The sequence below is a fragment of the Streptomyces sp. NPDC058671 genome, from assembly GCF_042716475.1.
In the GTDB taxonomy this organism is placed as follows: Bacteria; Actinomycetota; Actinomycetes; order Streptomycetales; family Streptomycetaceae; genus Streptomyces.
Map to the genome: position 1 here is coordinate 271,957 of NZ_JBHXSA010000002.1, position 18,014 is coordinate 289,970.

15 protein-coding genes and 2 pseudogenes are annotated in these 18,014 nt (G+C 73.3%); 13 read left to right on the top strand and 4 right to left on the bottom strand.

Going from position 1 to position 18,014, the window contains the following annotated elements:
* Positions 1-1,119 carry an allantoicase gene (gene alc / locus ACFWV2_RS03415; protein WP_384400954.1) on the top strand — a complete coding sequence of 373 codons (1,119 nt, stop codon included), beginning with the start codon at positions 1-3 and terminating at the stop codon, positions 1,117-1,119.
* 294 nt (positions 1,120-1,413) lie between these two features.
* On the opposite strand, the gene ACFWV2_RS03420 is transcribed toward alc, so the two are convergent.
* Positions 1,414-2,154, bottom strand: a complete 741-nt coding sequence (locus tag ACFWV2_RS03420; RefSeq protein WP_384400957.1) for an SDR family NAD(P)-dependent oxidoreductase — start codon at positions 2,152-2,154, stop codon at positions 1,414-1,416.
* A 169-nt stretch (positions 2,155-2,323) separates the two neighbouring features.
* Between ACFWV2_RS03420 and ACFWV2_RS03425 the strand changes: the two genes are divergently transcribed.
* Both ACFWV2_RS03425 and ACFWV2_RS03430 read left to right on the top strand, forming a co-directional pair.
* Positions 2,324-2,932, top strand: coding sequence for a dihydrofolate reductase family protein (locus tag ACFWV2_RS03425; protein WP_384400960.1), 609 nt, complete (start codon positions 2,324-2,326; stop codon positions 2,930-2,932).
* A gap of 115 nt (positions 2,933-3,047) precedes the next feature.
* Positions 3,048-3,983 (top strand): DMT family transporter, encoded by a 936-nt coding sequence (locus ACFWV2_RS03430; protein WP_384400963.1) that lies wholly within the window; start codon positions 3,048-3,050, stop codon positions 3,981-3,983.
* A 97-nt stretch (positions 3,984-4,080) separates the two neighbouring features.
* On the opposite strand, the gene ACFWV2_RS03435 is transcribed toward ACFWV2_RS03430, so the two are convergent.
* Positions 4,081-4,302, bottom strand: coding sequence for a hypothetical protein (locus ACFWV2_RS03435; RefSeq protein WP_384400965.1), 222 nt, complete (start codon positions 4,300-4,302; stop codon positions 4,081-4,083).
* A 145-nt stretch (positions 4,303-4,447) separates the two neighbouring features.
* Between ACFWV2_RS03435 and ACFWV2_RS03440 the strand changes: the two genes are divergently transcribed.
* The 3 genes and pseudogenes from ACFWV2_RS03440 to ACFWV2_RS03450 all read left to right on the top strand — a co-directional run.
* Positions 4,448-5,662: a sensor histidine kinase gene (locus tag ACFWV2_RS03440; protein WP_384400968.1), complete on the top strand. Its 1,215-nt coding sequence runs from the start codon at positions 4,448-4,450 to the stop codon at positions 5,660-5,662.
* A pseudogene (locus ACFWV2_RS03445) lies at positions 5,659-6,228 on the top strand (response regulator); the annotation flags it as partial. The gene ACFWV2_RS03440 and the pseudogene ACFWV2_RS03445, both read left to right, overlap by 4 nt.
* Before the next feature lie 185 nt (positions 6,229-6,413).
* Positions 6,414-6,644, top strand: a pseudogene (locus ACFWV2_RS03450) (cytochrome P450); the annotation flags it as partial.
* 95 nt (positions 6,645-6,739) lie between these two features.
* Here the strand turns inward: ACFWV2_RS03450 and ACFWV2_RS03455 are convergent.
* Positions 6,740-7,744, bottom strand: a complete 1,005-nt coding sequence (locus ACFWV2_RS03455) for a Gfo/Idh/MocA family oxidoreductase (protein ID WP_384400971.1) — start codon at positions 7,742-7,744, stop codon at positions 6,740-6,742.
* Positions 7,745-7,883: 139 nt separating this feature from the next.
* On the opposite strand from ACFWV2_RS03455, the gene ACFWV2_RS03460 reads away from it, so the two are divergent.
* From ACFWV2_RS03460 to ACFWV2_RS03490, 7 genes are all read left to right on the top strand, one after another.
* Entirely contained in the window at positions 7,884-8,603 is a 720-nt protein-coding gene (locus ACFWV2_RS03460; protein WP_384401471.1) for a GntR family transcriptional regulator, read from the top strand.
* Between the two features lie 87 nt (positions 8,604-8,690).
* Positions 8,691-9,710: a sugar ABC transporter substrate-binding protein gene (locus ACFWV2_RS03465; RefSeq protein WP_384400974.1), complete on the top strand. Its 1,020-nt coding sequence runs from the start codon at positions 8,691-8,693 to the stop codon at positions 9,708-9,710.
* Positions 9,707-10,762: an ABC transporter permease gene (locus ACFWV2_RS03470; protein WP_384400977.1), complete on the top strand. Its 1,056-nt coding sequence runs from the start codon at positions 9,707-9,709 to the stop codon at positions 10,760-10,762. Before ACFWV2_RS03465 ends, ACFWV2_RS03470 begins: the two co-directional genes overlap by 4 nt.
* Positions 10,729-11,553 (top strand): ATP-binding cassette domain-containing protein, encoded by an 825-nt coding sequence (locus tag ACFWV2_RS03475; RefSeq protein WP_384401474.1) that lies wholly within the window; start codon positions 10,729-10,731, stop codon positions 11,551-11,553. The genes ACFWV2_RS03470 and ACFWV2_RS03475 overlap by 34 nt, the downstream gene beginning before the upstream one ends.
* A 57-nt stretch (positions 11,554-11,610) precedes the next feature.
* Complete coding sequence (locus ACFWV2_RS03480; RefSeq protein ID WP_384400980.1) at positions 11,611-12,786, top strand: ROK family glucokinase; 1,176 nt, start codon at positions 11,611-11,613, stop codon at positions 12,784-12,786.
* Positions 12,783-13,361, top strand: coding sequence for a hypothetical protein (locus ACFWV2_RS03485; RefSeq protein ID WP_384400983.1), 579 nt, complete (start codon positions 12,783-12,785; stop codon positions 13,359-13,361). Before ACFWV2_RS03480 ends, ACFWV2_RS03485 begins: the two co-directional genes overlap by 4 nt.
* Positions 13,362-13,405: 44 nt before the next feature.
* Complete coding sequence (locus ACFWV2_RS03490; protein ID WP_384400986.1) at positions 13,406-15,799, top strand: alpha-N-acetylglucosaminidase; 2,394 nt, start codon at positions 13,406-13,408, stop codon at positions 15,797-15,799.
* Here the strand turns inward: ACFWV2_RS03490 and ACFWV2_RS03495 are convergent.
* Positions 15,720-18,014, bottom strand: a complete 2,295-nt coding sequence (locus tag ACFWV2_RS03495; RefSeq protein WP_384400989.1) for a SpoIIE family protein phosphatase — start codon at positions 18,012-18,014, stop codon at positions 15,720-15,722. The genes ACFWV2_RS03490 and ACFWV2_RS03495 overlap by 80 nt on opposite strands.

Here is an 18,014-nt window from a genome sequence, read left to right on the forward strand (position 1 = left end):
GTGAGCAGCGGCATACCCTCCTTCACCGGTGACGCCAGCCCCTACGGCGGCGGCGACCCGTACGCCGACTACCGGACGGCCGACTTCGCCTTCACCCGGTACGCGGACCTCGCCGACCGGCGCCTCGGCGCGGGTGTCATCGCCGCCAACGACGAGTTCTTCGCCGAGCGCGAGAACCTGCTCAAGCCCGAGGCCGCCGAGTTCGACCCCGAACACTTCGGCCACAAGGGCAAGATCATGGACGGCTGGGAGACCCGCCGCCGTCGCGGCATCTCCGCCCAGCAGCCGCACCCCACCGAGGACGACCACGACTGGGCCCTCGTACGGCTCGGCGCGCCCGGCGTCGTCCGCGGCATCGTCGTCGACACCGCCCACTTCCGCGGCAACTACCCGCAGGCCGTCTCCGTCGAGGCCGCCTCCGTCGCAGGCTCGCCCTCGCCCGAGGAACTCCTCGCCGACGACGTGAAGTGGACGACGCTCGTCCCGCGCACCGCCGTCGGCGGCCACGCCGCCAACGGCTTCGCCGTCGACATCGAGCAGCGCTTCACCCACCTGCGCGTCAACCAGCACCCCGACGGCGGCATCGCCCGCCTCCGCGTGTACGGCGAGGTCGCCCCGGACCCGGCATGGCTCGGCGTTCTCGGCACCTTCGACCTCGCGGCCCTGGAGAACGGCGGCCAGGTCGAGGACGCCTCCGACCGCTTCTACTCCCCGGCGACCAACACCATCCAGCCGGGCCGCTCCCGCAAGATGGACGACGGCTGGGAGACCCGCCGCCGCCGCGACAAGGGCAACGACTGGATCCGCTACCAGCTCGCCGCCGAGTCCGAGATCCGCGCCGTCGAGATCGACACCGCGTACCTCAAGGGCAACAGCGCCGGCTGGGCGGCCCTCTCCGTCGCCGCCGAGGGCTCCGAGGAGTGGACCGAGATCCTGCCCCGGACCCGCCTCCAACCCGACACCAACCACCGCTTCGTGCTCGGCACCCCGGCGGTCGGCTCCCGCGTCCGGGTCGACATCTACCCCGACGGCGGCATCTCCCGCCTCCGCCTCTTCGGCTCCCTCACGGAGGCCGGCACGGCACGGCTGACCGCCCGCCACCAGGAGCTGGGCGGTTAGCACACCGAAATCCGGGCGGGTACGACACCCCGCCCGGTCCGCGAGGGCGCACCGGCCCGACAGCACCGGTGCGCCCTCCCCCCCTTTCTCGGGGCGCGGTTCGCCTCCGGGGCGCCGGAGCCGGGCTCACGGCCCCGACCGTGCTCGCCTCCTTCGTTCCTCAGGAGGCTCCGCGCGCTCGGGACCATTCCCCCGGCGCGCCCCTTCGGCTCACTTGCCGAGGTCCGGGGCCTGGGGCCCGGGGTGTGAGGTCCTACGGTCGGCGTCCCACGGGTGACGCCGGCCTGCCCCGGGTCACGCCGCGTGGCCCCCGTCCACCGCGAACTCGGCGCCCGTCACGTACCGCCCCTCCGGTCCCGCCAGGAACGCGACCAGCGCGGCCACCTCGTCCGCGGTGCCGAAGCGGCCGAGTGCCGTCAAGGCCGCCTGGCCCTGCGCGTACGGGCCGTCCGCCGGGTTCAGGTCGGTGTCGACGGGGCCCGGATGGACGAGGTTCGCCGTGATGCCGCGGCCGCCGAGGTCCCGGGCGAGTCCCTTCGTCAGGCCGATCAGGGCCGTCTTGCTCAACGCGTAGAGCGTCCCGCCGGGACCCGGCACCCGCTGCGCCATGCAGCTGCCGATCGTGATGATCCGGCCGCCCTCCGGCAGCCGGGCGGCCGCCGCCTGCGAGGCGAGGAAAGCCGCCCGGACGTTCACCGAGAGGACCCGGTCCACATCCGTGAGGGCCAGCGTCTCCAAGGGGCCGAGCACCCCGACGCCCGCGTTGTTCACCAGGACGTCGAGCCGTCCCAGGGCGTCCGCCGCCCAGTCCACCGCGCCCGCCGCGTCCCCGGCGTCGGCCGCGTCGGCCCGCAGGGGGAGCGCCTTGCGCCCGGTCGCCTCGATCCGTGCGGCCACCTCCCTGGCCCGCGCCTCGTCCTGGACGTAGGTGAAGGCCACGTCGGCGCCCTCCCGGGCGAGGCGCAGGGCCGTCGCCGCGCCGATCCCCCTGCTGCCGCCCGTCACCAGAACCGCCGTGCCGTGCATCGTGGACATCCCGAAACCTCCGTGCGAAAGACCTGAGTGGTTGCGGGTTCAATGAAAGTCGGCCGAGGGCCCGGACACCGGCGGGAATCGGACCCCGACCCTGCCACCGATGACTTTCGCCGGGCGGTGCCGTCTGTACCGGTGAGACACGATGGACCGGAGACGAAAGGGCACCACCATGGCCACGCTCAGCCTCACCCAGTTCCTCACCCTCGACGGCGTCCACCAGGCCCCCGGCGGCCCGGACGAGGACCCCAGCGGCGGCTTCGAGCACGGTGGCTGGTCCGTGCCGTACGGCGACGAGGACTTCGGGCGGTTCGTCGAGGAGGTCTTCGCCCGGCCGACGGCCTTCCTCCTCGGCCGTCGTACGTACGAGATCTTCGCCGGCTACTGGCCGAAGCAGACCGACCCGGCCGACCCGGTCGCGAGCAAGCTCAACGCCCTCCCCAAGTACGTCGCCACATCCACCCTCGACTCCGCCGACTGGGCCGGGACCACCCTCCTGCGCGGGGACGTCGTCAAGGAGGTCGCCGCCCTCAAGGAGCACGCCGACGGGGAGATCCAGATGCACGGCAGCGCCGGTCTCGCCCGGACGCTCCTCGACCACGACCTGATCGACACCCTGCACCTGCTGGTGTTCCCCGTCATCCTCGGCACCGGTCGCCGCCTCTTCTCCGACGGCGTCCACCCCGCCGCCTTCCGGCACGCCGCCGCGCGGACCACCGGCTCGGGCATCGCCATCCACACGTACGAGCTGGCGGGCCGCCCCACCTATGGCAGCTACTGATACGACGCCCCCGGAAAGGTGTAGCCACCACGGGCCGGTCCGGGTACGGTGATCGTCCCGTGTGCGAGCCGTCGAAGTCTCCACGTCACCCCGAGACTTGGAGAACCGGCCCGCCATGGCAGCCTCGACCCCCCTCGCCCCACCCCTGTCCCTCGGCGCCCCGCCCCGCGCCTGGCTCACCGATCTGCCCGTCCTGCTCGTCGCCGTCGTCTGGGGCGCCAGCTATCTCGCGGCCAAGGGCATCACCACCACCCACACCGTCATCGCGGTCCTCGTGCTGCGGTTCGCGGTGGTGCTGCCCGTCCTCGTCATCGCCGGCCGGACCAGGCTCCGCGCCCTGAGCGCGGCCCAGTGGCGCGGCGCCGCGACCCTCGGACTCATCCTCAGCGGCATCTTCCTCCTGGAGACCTACGGCGTCGTCCACACCTCCGCCACCAACGCGGGCCTGATCATCAGCCTCACCATGATCCTCACCCCGCTCGCCGAGGCCGCCGTCACCAGGGTCAGACCGCCCCGCGCCTTCCTCGCGGCCGCCGCGCTCTCCGTCACCGGCGTCGTCCTCCTCACCCAGGGCGGTGGCTTCACGACCCCCTCCCTCGGCGACCTCCTCATGCTGCTCGCCGCCGTCGCCCGTACCGTCCACGTCCTGGCCATGTCCCGGAACAAGGCGGTCCAGGACGCCGACTCGCTCTCCCTCACCACCGTCCAACTCGGCACCGCCGTAGCCGTCTTCGCCGTCATCGCGGCCTTCCCCGGCACCGGCGCCCGGCCCTGGACGGTGGCCCTCGCCTTCGGCCCCCGCGAGTGGGCCGGTCTGCTCTTCCTCTCCGTCTTCTGCACGCTCTTCGCCTTCTTCGTGCAGATGTGGGCGGTCCGCCGGACCTCCCCGTCCCGGGTCAGCCTCCTCCTCGGCACGGAACCGCTCTGGGCCGCCGCCGCGGGCATCGCCCTGGCCGGCGACCGCCCCGGCGTCCTCGGCCTCGCGGGCGCGATCCTCGTCCTCGCGGGCACCAGTTGGGGTCGCAGGGCCGCAGGCGACACCGCCGGGTAGGTTCTTCGACGCCGGTGGCGCCCCCCGCCGCATGGCCGAGCATCTCGCCGAGGTCACGCGCCTCGACACCGCGGGCGCCTGGCCCCGGGACGGCCAATCAGGACGTGGCCAAGCGGCTCGCCGATATCGCGAGGGTCATGCCGAGGACCGCGATCACGACGTTCGCGAACAGCTCCCGGCCCTCGAGGAACCCCACGTTCTCCGTGAGGAACCGCGTCAGACCCACCAGTCTGAACCAGCCGTCCGTCAACTCGCGGATCACTCCGCAGACACCCGCCACGAACACCAGGGCGCCCAGGCCCTCCAGAAAACCCTTCATGACCCGATCATGAGGGGGCAGCGCGTCCCACCGCGTCCGCCGCAGGTCTACGGCGGCCGATACGAAAGTATCGACCCGCGCGACTCCGGTAGACCGACCGCCCGCACACCCCCTTGAACCGCCCCCGCCTGCGTACATTGCGGATATGACTCGCACGGACCGGCAGCGCTGGCTGCTCCCCTCCCACCTGGTCGAACCGGGCGGGAGCGGGGCGCCCCGGCCCCGCCGTACCGTCCGCGACTGGATCGTGGACACCTCGCTCTTCCTCCTCGCGGCCCTCGTCGGCCTGCTCGCGGCGGAGACCAGCGCCAAGTACACCAGCGAGGCCGTCGCCCTCGCCGACCAGCTCATCGGCGCCGCCGCGTGCTGCGCCCTGTGGCTGCGACGCCGTTGGCCCACCGCCCTCGCGGTCGCACTGTGCCTGGTGACCGCCGTGGTCCCCGTCGCCGGCGGCGCCCTCCTGGCGAGCCTCTTCAGCCTCGCCGTTCGCCGTCCCTTCCGCGAGGTCGCCTGGATCGCGACCTTCGGCGTCGTCGGCTCGGTCGTGTCGGTGTTCGTCCGTCCCGACCCCGAGACCCCGACCGGGCTCAACGTCGCGCTGAGTCTGGCCCTCGTGCTCCTCGTCACCGCCTGGGGCATGCTCGTCCGTTCCCGTCGCCAGCTCGTCGAGGCCCTCAGGGAACGCGCCCGCCGCGCCGAGGCCGAGGCCGAACTGCGCGTCGCCCAGGCCCAGCGGCTCGCCCGCGAGTCCATCGCCCGGGAGATGCACGATGTCCTCGCCCACCGGCTCACCCTGCTCAGCGTCCACGCCGGAGCCCTGGAGTTCCGCCCCGACGCCCCTCCCGAGCAGGTGGCCCGCGCCGCCGGTGTCATCCGCGACAGCGCCCACGACGCCCTCCAGGACCTCCGCGAGATCATCGGAGTCCTGCGCGCGCCCGGCGAGAACGGCGACGGGGGCAACCGGCCGCAGCCCACCCTCGCCACCCTCGGCGCGCTGATCGCCGAATCCCGCGCGGCCGGCGCGGAGGTCGTCCTCGACACCACCGTGGAGGACCCCGCGGCCGTGCCCGCCGCCACCGGCCGCACCGTCTACCGCATCACCCAGGAGGCCCTCACCAACGCCCGCAAGCACGCCCCCGGCACGAAGGTCACCGTCACCGTGCGGGGCCGCCCCGGCGAGGGCCTCACCGTCGGCGTCCACAACCCCGCTCCCGGCGGACCCGTCCCGCACGTCCCCGGCTCGGGCCAGGGCCTCATCGGACTCGCCGAACGCGCCGCCCTCGCCGGCGGCCGCCTCGACCACGGGCCCGGCCCCGACGGCGGGTTCACGCTGCACGCCTGGCTACCGTGGCCCCCATGACCATCCGGCTCCTCATCGTCGACGACGACCCCCTCGTCCGCGCGGGCCTCACCCTCATGCTCGGCGGCGCCGAGGACCTGGAGATCGTCGGCGAGGGCGCCGACGGCGACGAGGTCCCCGAACTCGTCGCCCGCCACGCCCCCGACGTCGTCCTCATGGACCTCCGCATGCCCCGGGTGGACGGCCTCACCGCCACCGAACGCCTCCGCGCCCGGCCCGGCGCCCCCGAGGTCGTCGTCCTCACCACCTTCCACGCCGACGACCAGGTGCTGCGCGCCCTGCGGGCCGGCGCCGCGGGCTTCGTCCTCAAGGACACCCCGCCCGCCGAGATCGTCGCCGCCGTCCGCCGGATCGCCACCGGGGACCCGGTGCTCTCCCCAGCCGTCACCCGCCAGCTCATGGCCCACGTCGCGGGACAGCCCCGACGACCCCGGCGCGCCGCGGCCGCCGACCGGCTCTCCGCACTCGCCGCCCGCGAACGGGAGGTGGCCGTCGCCGTCGGCCACGGCCTCTCCAACGCCGAGATCGCCGCCCGGCTGTACATGAGCGTCCCGACGGTCAAGGCCCACGTCAGCCGCGCCCTCGCCACACTCGGCCTCGACAACCGCGTCCAGATCGCCCTGCTCGTCCACGACGCGGGCCTCCTCGACGAGAACGACCCCGCCTGACAACACACGGCCCGCCCCGGCCCGCCGGACACGCTCCGCGGATGTCCGTCGTCGAACCGGGGGAGTACGGCGCGGACTTCACCGCCGACCCCGACCGCTTCGACATCCGCAGGGACACCCGCGGCCACCTCGCCTTCGGTCACGGCATCCGCTACTGCCTGGGAGCCCCGCTCGTCCGGCTCGAAGGCCGGATCGCGCTCCGGACGCTCCTGGACCGCTTCCCCGTCCTGGAACGCGACCCCGAGGGCGCGCCCTGGGAGCGGCTCCCCGGCCTTCGCATGCGCGGCGTCCGACACCTCCCGGTCCGGTGGTGACGCCGCCCGCCCGCCCCGGCCGGGCGCGTCCCGCCGCGTCCACACCGCACCGGCCACGCCGCCCGCCCTCCCCGGCCGGGCGCGTCCGGCCGCGTCTACACCGCGCCGCCCTCCTCCACCCGCACCGGCCGCCGCTCCCGGCGCGAGCGCTCGCAGGCCTCGGCGATCCGCAGCGCCTCAAGAGCCTCCCGCCCGTCGCACGGATTGGCCGCCTCGCCGCGCACCAGCCGGACGAACGCGTCGAGCTCAGCCTCGTACGCGGGGGCGAACCGCTCCAGGAACCCCGGCCACGGCTTCCCCGGCGCGGCCGGCCCCCGCGACTCCACCGAGGTGAGCGGGGTGCGGTCGTCCAGGCCCACCGCGATCTGGTCCCGGTCGCCCGCCAGCTCCATCCGGACGTCGTACCCGGCGCCGTTGCTGCGGGTCGCGGTCGCCGTCACCAGCGTCCCGTCGTCCAGGGTCAGGAGCGCGGCCGCCGTCGACACGTCCCCCGCCTCCCGGAACATCGCGGGCCCCGCGTCCGAGCCCGTCGCGTACACCTCCACGACCTCCCGGCCGGTCACCCAGCGGACCATGTCGAAGTCGTGCACCAGACAGTCCCGGAACAGCCCGCCGGAGAGCGGCAGGTACGCGGCGGGCGGCGGCTCCGGGTCGGAGGTCGCCGCCCGTACGGTGTGCAGCCGGCCGAGCCGCCCCGAGCGCACCGCCTCCCGCGCAGCCCGGTACCCCGCGTCGAAGCGCCGCATGAACCCCAGCTGGAGCTCGGTCCCCGCCTCCGCCACCGCCGCCAGGGCGGTCCTCGTCCCCGGCACGTCCAGGGCGATCGGCTTCTCGCAGAACGCGGGGATCCCGGCGCCCGCCGCGCGGGCGATCAGCTCCGCGTGCGCGGCCGTCGCCGAGGCGATCACCACCGCGTCCAGGGCGTGCCCGAACAGCGCCGTCACGTCCGGTGCCGCCTCCGCCCCGAGAGCCCCCGCGACCCCGGCCGCCCGGCCGGCGTCCGCGTCCGCGAGCACCAGCGCCCCGACCTCCGGGTGGCGGGCCAGCACCCCCGCGTGGAAGCTCCCGATCCGTCCCGTACCGATGAGTCCGATGCGCATGGCCCCACCGTGGAGGCGCTCGTCCACCGTGTCAAGGATTTGTCAGGACAACCGGACGTCACGACTTCCCGTCAACAGCGCCCCGGGCTACGCTCCCTCCGTGTCCAAGCAGTCCGGCTCCTCCCTGCCCCCGCTCGCCGTGGACCGCAGCAGCCCGGTCCCGCTCTACTTCCAGCTGGCCGGGCAGCTGGAGGACGCCGTGGCGAACGGGACGCTCACCCCGGGCACCCTCCTGGGCAACGAGATCGACCTCGCCACCCGCCTCGGCCTCTCCCGCCCCACGGTCCGCCAGGCCATCCAGACCCTCGTCGACAAGGGCCTCCTCGTCCGCCGCCGGGGCATCGGCACCCAGGTCGTGCACAGCACCGTCCGGCGCCCGCTGGAACTGAGCAGCCTGTACGACGACCTCGACGCGGCCGGACAGCTCCCCGCCACCCGGGTCCTCGTCCACCGCGTCGAACCCGCGGCCGCCCCGGTCGCGGCCGCCCTCCGCGTACCCGAGGGCAGCGACGTCCTCTACCTGGAACGGCTCCGCACCGCGCACGGCGAGCCCATGGCGTACCTCCGCAACCACCTCCCGGCCGGGCTCGTCGAAGCGGACACCGAGCGCCTGGAGAGCACCGGCCTCTACCGGATGCTCCGGGCCGCCGCGCTCACCCTGCACAGCGCCCGGCAGGCCGTCGGCGCCCGCGCCGCGACCGCCGCCGAGGCGGCCCTGCTCGACGAGCCGGAGGGTGCCCCGCTGCTGACCATGGAGCGCGTCACCTTCGACGACACCGGCCGTGCCGTCGAGTACGGCTCCCACCTCTACCGGGCCACCCGCTACTCCTTCGAGTTCCAGCTGATGGTCCGTCCGTAGCCTGGGAAGGCCCCCCTGGCGAGGGCCACGACCCGCATGACCGATACTGCAATGCACGCAGAAGGACACAAAGGAGGGCACGGCCTCGTGACCAGGCTTCGGACCGGAGGGGTACGCGCCGCAGTCGGCGCCGTGCTCGCGCTCGCGCTCACAGGAGCGCTGGCCGGATGCAGCAGCACCGGCGGCAAGCGGGCGGAGGACGCCCGCAAGGCGGCCGAGGCCCAGGGCAGGGCGGCCGTCGACACCCCCCGCTGGACCTTCGCCATGGTGACCCACTCGGGTGACGGCGACACCTTCTGGGACATCGTCCAGAAGGGCGCCAAGCAAGCCGCGGCCAAGGACAACATCAACTTCCTCTACGCCCACCACGACGAGGCACAGCAGCAGGCGCAGCTGATCGACTCGTACGTCGCCAAGGGCGTCGACGGACTGATCGTGACCCTCGCCAAGCCCGACGCCATGAAGGCCGCCGTGGCGAAGGCCGTCAAGGCGGGCATCCCGGTGATCACCGTGAACTCCGGCGCCGAGCAGTCCGCGGCCTACGGCGCGCTCACCCACATCGGGCAGGACGAGACCGTCGCGGGCGAGGCCGTCGGCGAGGAACTCGACAAGCGCGGCAGGAAGAAGGCGCTCTGCGTCCTGCACGAGCAGGGCAACGTGGGCCACGAGCAGCGCTGCGCCGGAACGAAGAAGACCTTCGGCGGCGAACTGGTCAACCTGTACGTCGACGGCACCAACATGCCCGACGTCAAGGCCTCCATCGAGGCCAAGCTCCAGTCCGACAAGGACGTCGACGCCGTCGTCACTCTCGGCGCCCCCTTCGCCGACACCGCCGTCCAGGCCGCCAGGAGCGCCGGGAGCAAGGCCGAGGTCGACACCTTCGACCTCAACGCCAAGGTCGCCACCGCTCTCAAGACCGGCACCCTCGGCTTCGCCGTCGACCAGCAGCCCTACCTCCAGGGCTACCAGGCCGTCGACCTGCTCTGGCTGTACCGCTACAACGCCGACGTCCTCGGCGGCGGGAAGCCGGTCCTCACCGGCCCCCAGATCATCACGAAGGACGACGCCGGGAAGCTCGTCGAGTACGCGGAGCGGGGCACCCGATGAGTTCCACCGCCCCGCCGTCCGACGGCATCGACCACGTCGACGAACGGCTGCTCCGCACCTCCCCCCTCAAGAAGCTCCTCGCCCGCCCCGAGCTCGGCTCGGTCGTCGGCGCGATCGCCGTCTTCGTCTTCTTCTCGGTGGTCGCCGACAGCTTCCTGCGCCCGTCCAGCCTGGGGACCGTGCTCTACGCGGCGTCCACCATCGGCATCATGGCGGTCCCCGTCGCGCTGCTCATGATCGGCGGCGAGTTCGACCTGTCCGCCGGCGTCATGGTCACCAGCGCGGCCCTGATCTCGTCGATGTTCAGCTACCAGATGACGGCGAACGTCTGGGTCGGCGTCGGCGTCTCGCTGCTCGTCACCCTGGCGATCGGCGCCTTCAACGGCTTCATGCTGACCCGTACGAAGCTGCCCAGCTTCATCATCACGCTCGGCACCTTCCTCATGCTGACCGGTCTGAACCTGGGCCTCACCAAGCTGATCAGCGGCACCGTCTCCACCAAGACCATCGCCGACATGGAGGGCTTCTCCTCCGCCCGCAAGCTCTTCGCCTCGCAGCTGACCGTCGGCGGCGTCGAGTTCAAAGTGACCGTCCTGTGGTGGCTCGCCCTCGTCGCGCTCGCCACCTGGATCCTGCTCCGCACCCGCTTCGGCAACTGGATCTTCGCGGTCGGCGGCGGCGCCGACGCGGCCCGCGCGGTCGGCGTCCCCGTCTACCGGACGAAGATCGGCCTCTACCTGGGCGTGGCCTTCTGCGCCTGGGTCTCGGGCCAGCACCTGCTCTTCTCCTTCGACGTCGTCCAGTCGGGCGAAGGCGTCGGCAACGAGCTCATCTACATCATCGCGGCCGTCATCGGCGGCTGTCTGATCACCGGCGGATACGGCTCCGCCATCGGCTCCGCCGTCGGCGCCCTCATCTTCGGCATGACCAGCAAGGGCATCGTGTACGCCGAGTGGAACCCGGACTGGTTCAAGTTCTTCCTGGGAGCGATGCTCCTCCTGGCGACCCTGCTCAACGCCTGGATCCGCAAGCGCGTGGAGGCCACCAAGTGAGCACCGGGACCGTTCCCCTCGTCGAGCTCGACGACGTCAGCAAGTACTACGGCAACATCCGCGCCCTCGAAGGGGTCTCCCTGGAGGTCCGCTCCGGCGAGATCACCTGCGTCCTCGGCGACAACGGCGCCGGCAAGTCCACCCTCATCAAGATCGTCGCCGGTCTGCACCGGCACGACACCGGCGTCTTCCGCATCGAGGGCGAGGACGTCACCCTCGCCAACCCGCGCGACGCCCTCGACCGGGGCATCGCCACCGTCTACCAGGACCTCGCCGTCGTCCCCCTCATGCCGGTCTGGCGGAACTTCTTCCTCGGCTCAGAGCCCACCAAGGGCTCCGGCCCCTTCAAGCGGCTCGACGTCGGCCTGATGCGTGCCACCACCCGCGAGGCGCTGCTCCGCATGGGCATCGACCTGCGCGACGTCGACCAGCCCATCGGCACCCTCTCCGGCGGCGAGCGGCAGTGCGTGGCCATCGCCCGCGCCGTCCACTTCGGCGCCAAGGTCCTCGTCCTCGACGAGCCGACCGCCGCCCTCGGCGTCAAGCAGTCCGGAGTCGTCCTCAAGTACGTCGCGGCCGCCCGCGACCAGGGCCTCGGCGTGGTCCTCATCACGCACAACCCGCACCACGCCTACCTCGTCGGCGACCGTTTCGTCCTCCTCAAGCGGGGCGTGACGGCCGGCAGCCACACCAAGGGCTCCGTGACCCTCGACGAGTTGACCCGGCAGATGGCGGGCGGGACCGAGCTCGAGGACCTGCGCCACGAGCTGGAGAGGCCCACCGCGACGTGACGGAGCCCGTCCCGATGTGACGGGCTCTTCACCCCCCACCTGGCAGAATCGGAGCCGATGAGTACCTACCGTGACCTCGCCCACCGCGGGTCCGCCCGGGGCACCGTGCTGCGGACCGTCGGCACCCGGGAGCGGCGCTCCCACCTGACGGCGCCCCGGGTGCCGACCGTCGGCATCGACATCGGCGGTACGAAGGTGATGGCCGGGGTCGTCGACGCCGACGGCAACATCCTGGAGAAGCTCCGCACGGAGACCCCGGACAAGTCCAAGAGCGCCAAGGTCGTCGAGGACACCATCGTCGAACTGGTCCTCGACCTGTCCGACCGGCACGACGTGCACGCCGTCGGCATCGGCGCGGCCGGCTGGGTCGACGCCGACCGCGCCACGGTGCTCTTCGCCCCGCACCTCGCCTGGCGCAACGAGCCCCTCCGCGACGCGCTCCAGGGCCGCCTGGCCGTCCCCGTCATGGTCGACAACGACGCCAACACCGCCGCCTGGGCCGAGTGGCGCTTCGGCGCGGGCCGCGACGAGGACCACCTCGTCATGATCACGCTCGGCACCGGCATCGGCGGCGCCATCCTGGAGGGCGGCCAGGTCAAGCGCGGCAGGTACGGGGTCGCCGGCGAATTCGGCCACATGCAGGTCGTCCCCGGCGGACACCGCTGCCCCTGCGGCAACCGCGGCTGCTGGGAGCAGTACAGCTCCGGGAACGCCCTGGTCCGCGAGGCCCGCGAGCTGGCCGCCGCCGACTCCCCGGTCGCGTACAACATCATCGAGCGGGTCAAGGGGAACATCCCCGACATCACCGGACCGCTCATCACCGAGCTCGCCCGCGAGGGCGACGCCATGTGCGTGGAGCTGTTCCAGGACATCGGTCAGTGGCTCGGCGTCGGCATCGCCAACCTCGCCGCCGCCCTCGACCCCTCCTGCTTCGTCATCGGCGGTGGCGTCTCGGCCGCCGACGACCTGCTCATCGGCCCCGCGAGGGACGCCTTCCGCCGCCACCTCACCGGCCGCGGCTACCGCCCCGAGGCCCGCATCGTCCGTGCCCAGCTCGGCCCCGAGGCCGGCATGGTCGGCGCCGCCGACCTCGCCCGGCTCGTCGCCCGCCGCTTCCGCCGCGCCAACCGGCGCCGGGTCGAGCGGTACGAACGGTACGAGCGCTACGCCCAGGCCCTGCGCAGCGGGACCTCGGCCCTGGCCCCCCGTGCCCCCGAGGATCCGCCCTCATGACCCTGCCCCGCCAGTCCCTCCCCCCGCGCGACCCCCGGGAGAAGCTGCCCGAGGACCGTCGGCACATGATCCGCCGCCGCTGGCTGACCGCCGTCATCATCGTGCTGCTCGTCGGCGTCCCGGCCGGCTACCTCGTCATCTCCGCGGGCCAGAGCCGGGACAGCGGCCGCGACAAGGAACGCGAGTCCTCGGCGGCCGGCCTCCAGGACAACTGGCCCTCGCTGATGAAGCGCCGGGTCTTCGAGGTCCCCGTCCCCGCCGGGTCCTGGGCCGTCGCCTACTACGAGACCAGCAACTGGAAGACGAGCCGGCTGTACGTCCAGTTCACGACGACCGCGACCGGCCTCGACACCTACCTGGCCGAGTCCGGCACCAGCCGCGCCGCGCTCACCCCGGGCCGGATCACCATCGGCGAGCGCGACGCCGACATCGCCGGCTGGAGCTTCGCCGACGGCATGACCTGGGCGGGCACCACCGTGAGGCGTGAGGAGCCGCGCCCCACGACCGACATCACCGTCGACCTCACCGACCCCGCGTTCCCGCGCGTCCACACGGTCTCGACGACCAGCCCCTGAAATGATCGGAGGCTCCATCACCCCTGCTCCGATGGGTAGCCTCCGTGAGAAGACTGTGCTCCTGGGCCTCCGCGTTCGTGGCCCTGGCCCTCGCCGTTCCCGCCGCGGCGGCGGGCACGTCCGCAGCGGTGACGGAGACCGGGACCGGGGCCGCCGGGGTGGCCTCCGCCGGCCCGACCGCCTTCGCCGAGGGGCCGGTCAGGGCCGCGCTGGCCCGGCTGCTGCCCCGCCACGCCTCCCAGTTCACCCTCGTCCCGGTGAGCCGCCCCGCGTCCGGTGACTACTTCACCGTGTCCGGCGACCCGGGCCGTCTGCGGGTCGAGGGCACCAGCCCCGCCGTCATCCTCAGCGGCGTCAACCGGTACCTGAAGTACACCGCGAAGGTCGACATCGGATGGCCCGGCGACAGCACGGCGAAGCTGCCCCGGATCCTTCCCGCCCCCGCCGGCACCGTCCGCGGGGACGCGTCGGTGCCCCACCGCTTCGCGCTCAACGACACCGACGACGGCTACTCCGGCGCCTACCGCGACTGGGCCTCCTACGAGAGGCAGATCGACCTCCTCGCCCTGCACGGCGCGAACGAGGTCTTCGTCCAGATGGGCGCGGACGCCGTCTACCAGCGGACGTTCCAGGAGTTCGGATACTCCCGGGACGAACTCGCGTCCTGGATCCCCGGCCCCGCGCACCAGCCGTGGTGGCTGATGCAGAACATGTCGGGCTTCGGTTCCCCCGTCTCCCAGCGGCTGCTCGACGACCGCGCCGCCCTCGGCCGCAGGATCGCCGACCGACTGCGCCAGCTCGGCATGACCCCGGTGCTGCCCGGCTACTTCGGCACCGTGCCCCCGGGCTTCACGGCCAGGAACCCCACCGGACCCGTCGTCCCGCAGGGCCGCTGGGTCGGCTTCGACCGGCCCGACTGGCTCGACCCGCGCAGCCCCGCGTACACGCAGGTCGCCGCCTCCTTCTACCGCCACCAGCGCGACCTCCTCGGCGACTCCACGATGTACAAGATGGACCTGCTCCACGAGGGCGGACGACCGGGAGACGTCCCCCTGGGAGACGCCGCCGGGGCCGTCATGAACGCGTTGCAGAGCGCCCGCCCCGGCGCCGTCTGGGTCCTGCTCGGCTGGCAGAAGAACCCCTCCGCGCAGCTCATCGACGCCGTCGACAAGAGCAGACTCCTCATCGTCGACGGCCTCTCGGACCGCTACGACGGTCTGGACAGGGAGACCACCTGGCACGGGGCGCCCTACGCGTTCGGCACGATCCCCAACTTCGGCGGCCACACCACCATCGGCGCGAACACCGCCGTCTGGGCCGCCCGCTTCGACCAGTGGCGCACCAAGCCGGGCAGTGCCCTGAAGGGCATCGCCTATCTGCCGGAGGGCACCGGCACCAACCCCGCCGCCTACGAACTGTTCACCGAACTCGCCTGGCGCACCGGCCCGCTGGACCACCGGGCATGGTTCGCCGCGTACGCGGAGCGGCGCTACGGCGGCGCCGACCCGCACGCCGCCGCGGCGTGGGAACTGCTGCGCACCGGCCCGTACAGCACCCCGTCCGGTACGTGGAGCGAGTCCCAGGACAGCCTGTTCACCGCGCGGCCGCGCCTCACCGCGACCAAGGCGGCCAGTTGGGGACCGGGCGCCATGCGCTACGACGCGAGCACGGTACGGCGGGCACTGGCGGAACTGCTGCGGGTCGCCCCCGGGCTGCGGACCACCGATGCCTACCGCTTCGACCTGGTCGACGTCGCCCGGCAGGCCCTCGCCGACCACAGCCGGACCCTGCTCCCGCGGATCAAGGCCGCCTACGACGCCAAGGACCTCGCCGCGTTCCGGCAGCGTGCCGCCGAGTGGAAGGGCCACCTCGCCCTCCTCGACGAACTCCTCGCCACGGACACCCGTTTCCTCCTCGGGCCCTGGCTCGAGGACGCCACGTCCTGGGGCGCCACCGAGGAGGAGAGGGCGGCGGCCGAGTTCGACGCCCGCTCCGTCCTCACCACCTGGGGCGACCGCTCCGGCAGCGACGCGGGCGGTCTGCACGACTACGCCAACAGGGAATGGTCGGGGCTCGTCTCCGACTTCTACGCCATGCGCTGGACGAAGTACCTCGACTCCCTCGACACCGCCCTCGCCACCGGCCGGACACCGGTCGCCATCGACTGGTTCGCCGTCGAGAACGCCTGGAACCTGGAGCGCACCGCGTACCCCGTCCACGCCTCGGGCGACCCGGTGGCCCTGGCGACGGCCGTACACGAGGCCCTGCCCGCCCCGCAGCCGACGGCGCCCGTCACCGGCACGGGCGGCGCCGCGGCGCCGCTCCAGGCGTGGCGCCGGTCCCCGGAGCGGGCGGCGCTCAGCCCGGCGGGGGCAGGGACTGCTCCGTCCAGATCGTCTTCCCGTGTCGCGTGTACCGGCTGCCCCACCGGTCGGTGAGCTGCGCGATCAGGAAGAGACCCCTGCCTCCCTCCTCGGAGGCCTGCGCGCGGCGCATACGGGGCTGGGTGCTGCTGCGGTCGGAGACCTCGCAGATCAGCGACGCGGCGCGGATCAGGCGGAGTTCGAGCGGACCGCCCGCGTAGCGGATGGCATTGGTGACCAGCTCGCTGGCCACCAGCTCGGTGGTGAACGCCAGTTCGTCCAGGTCCCACCGCGACAGCTGGTCGAGCACCCGCTCCCGGGCCTCCGCCACCACCGACGGGTCCGCCGCGAAGGTCCAGGCGGCGGTGGACCGCTCGGGCACCGCCCGGGTCCGCGCGAGCAGCAGCGTCACGTCGTCCGACAGCGGGCCCGGAACGAGTTCCGCCACCACCGCGGGGCCGGCCTCCTCCAGCGGCCGGCCGGGGGTGACCACCGAGGACAGCGCGTTCCCGAGGGCCGCCATCCCCACGTCGAGGTCGGCGTGGCGCCGCTCGATCAGACCGTCGGTGTAGAGCGCGAGGACGCTGCCGTCCGGCACCTCCGTCTCGACCGGCTCGAAGGGCAGCCCCCCGACGCCCAGCGGCGGCCCCGGACTGACGTCCAGGTAGGTGACGGCGCCGTCGGGGGCGACCAGCGCCGGCGGCGGATGTCCGGCGCTGGCCGCGAGACACCGCCGGGTCACCGGGTCGTACGTCACGTACAGGCACGTGGCTCCGAACGAGCCGTACGCGGTCTCCGCCCCGGGTGTACGGGTCGCCTCGCCTGCCTCGATCACGAACTGTGACACCAGGTCGTCCAGGTGCGTCAGGAGCTCGTCGGGTTCGAGGTCGAGGTCCGCGAGGGTCCGTACGGCGGTGCGCAGGCGTGCCATCGTCGCGGTCGCCTGGAGGCCGTGCCCGACGACGTCGCCGACGACGAGCGCGACCCGCGCGGACGACAGGGGGATGACGTCGAACCAGTCCCCGCTGACCCCGCTGGCCGTGTCGGCCGGCAGGTACACGCTCGCGGTGTGCACCGCGACGGTGTCGGTCGTCGGTGACGGCAGCAGACTGCGCTGCAGACTGATCGCGGCGCTTCTCTCCCGGTTGTACCGACGGGCGTTGTCCACGACCAGGGCGGCCCGCGAGGCGATCTCGTCGAGCAGCGCGAGGTCCTCCGGGGCGAACGGCGGTCGGTCCTCGCCCCGCCCGACCTGGATCCGGCCGAGGAGCAGCCCCCGGGCCCGGAGCCACGCGCTCATACCGTACGGGGAGGCCACCGGGTCGACTTCGGGGCCGGCGTCGAGCAGCCCGGGGGAGCCCCCGGCCACGGCCACCCGGCGCAGTGAGTCGGCGAGGTCGTGCTCGGAGGCCGGTTCCCCGCTGGTGAAGACGGCCTCCGCGACGTCGACGACCGCCACGTCGGCGAGCCCGGGGACGAGCACCCCGGCCAGATCCCGGGTGGTCTCCTCCGCGGAGAAATGGGCGTTCAGCACCGTCGTCGCCCGGTGCAGCAGGTCGAGACGGCGCTGCGACAGCCGTTGCTCCGTGACATCGAGGAAGAGGGCCGTGACCCCCGCGACCTCCCCGTTCGTCCCTTGCAGGCGGAACGCGGACAGCGCCAGGACGCGTCCCGTCCCCGGGTCGACCTGGGTGTGGACCTCCACGTCCGCCGCGACCAGCGGGACCCCGGTCGTCAGCACCTCGCGCAGCCGCGCGTCGATCACCCGGGCGTCCGACTCCCGGAGGAAGTCCGCGAGCCGGGCCCCGTACAGATCGGCCGGAACACCCGTATAGGGAAGGAGGGGGGTGTTCGTCCGTACGAGCCGCAGTTCCTTGTCCAGGACGGCGAGACCGATGCGCTCCTGGAGGAACAGCTCCCGCATGAACGCATGGCCCTGGCGCCACTGCGCGACCAGGGCGAGCGGGGCGGCGAGGACCAGGAACTGGTGCGCCCCCGCGACGCCCTGTCCCTCGTCGAGCGGCAGGACGCGGAACAGCACGTCGCCGCCACCGCCCGGCGTGAGGGCCGCCCGGCCCTCCCAGATGGGCCGGTCCCGCTGTGCCATGACCGCCCCCCAGGTCTCGGGGTCCGCCAGCAGGTCACGGATCCGCAGGCCGCGCAGCTCACGCGCCGTGCGGTTCAGGAGCGTCTCCGCCGCGGGGGTGCAGCTCAGGACGGTCCCCTCGGCGTCCACCACGAGCCCGGCCGCGTGCCCGGCGTCGAGGGGGTCGTCGTTCGTGTGGGCCAT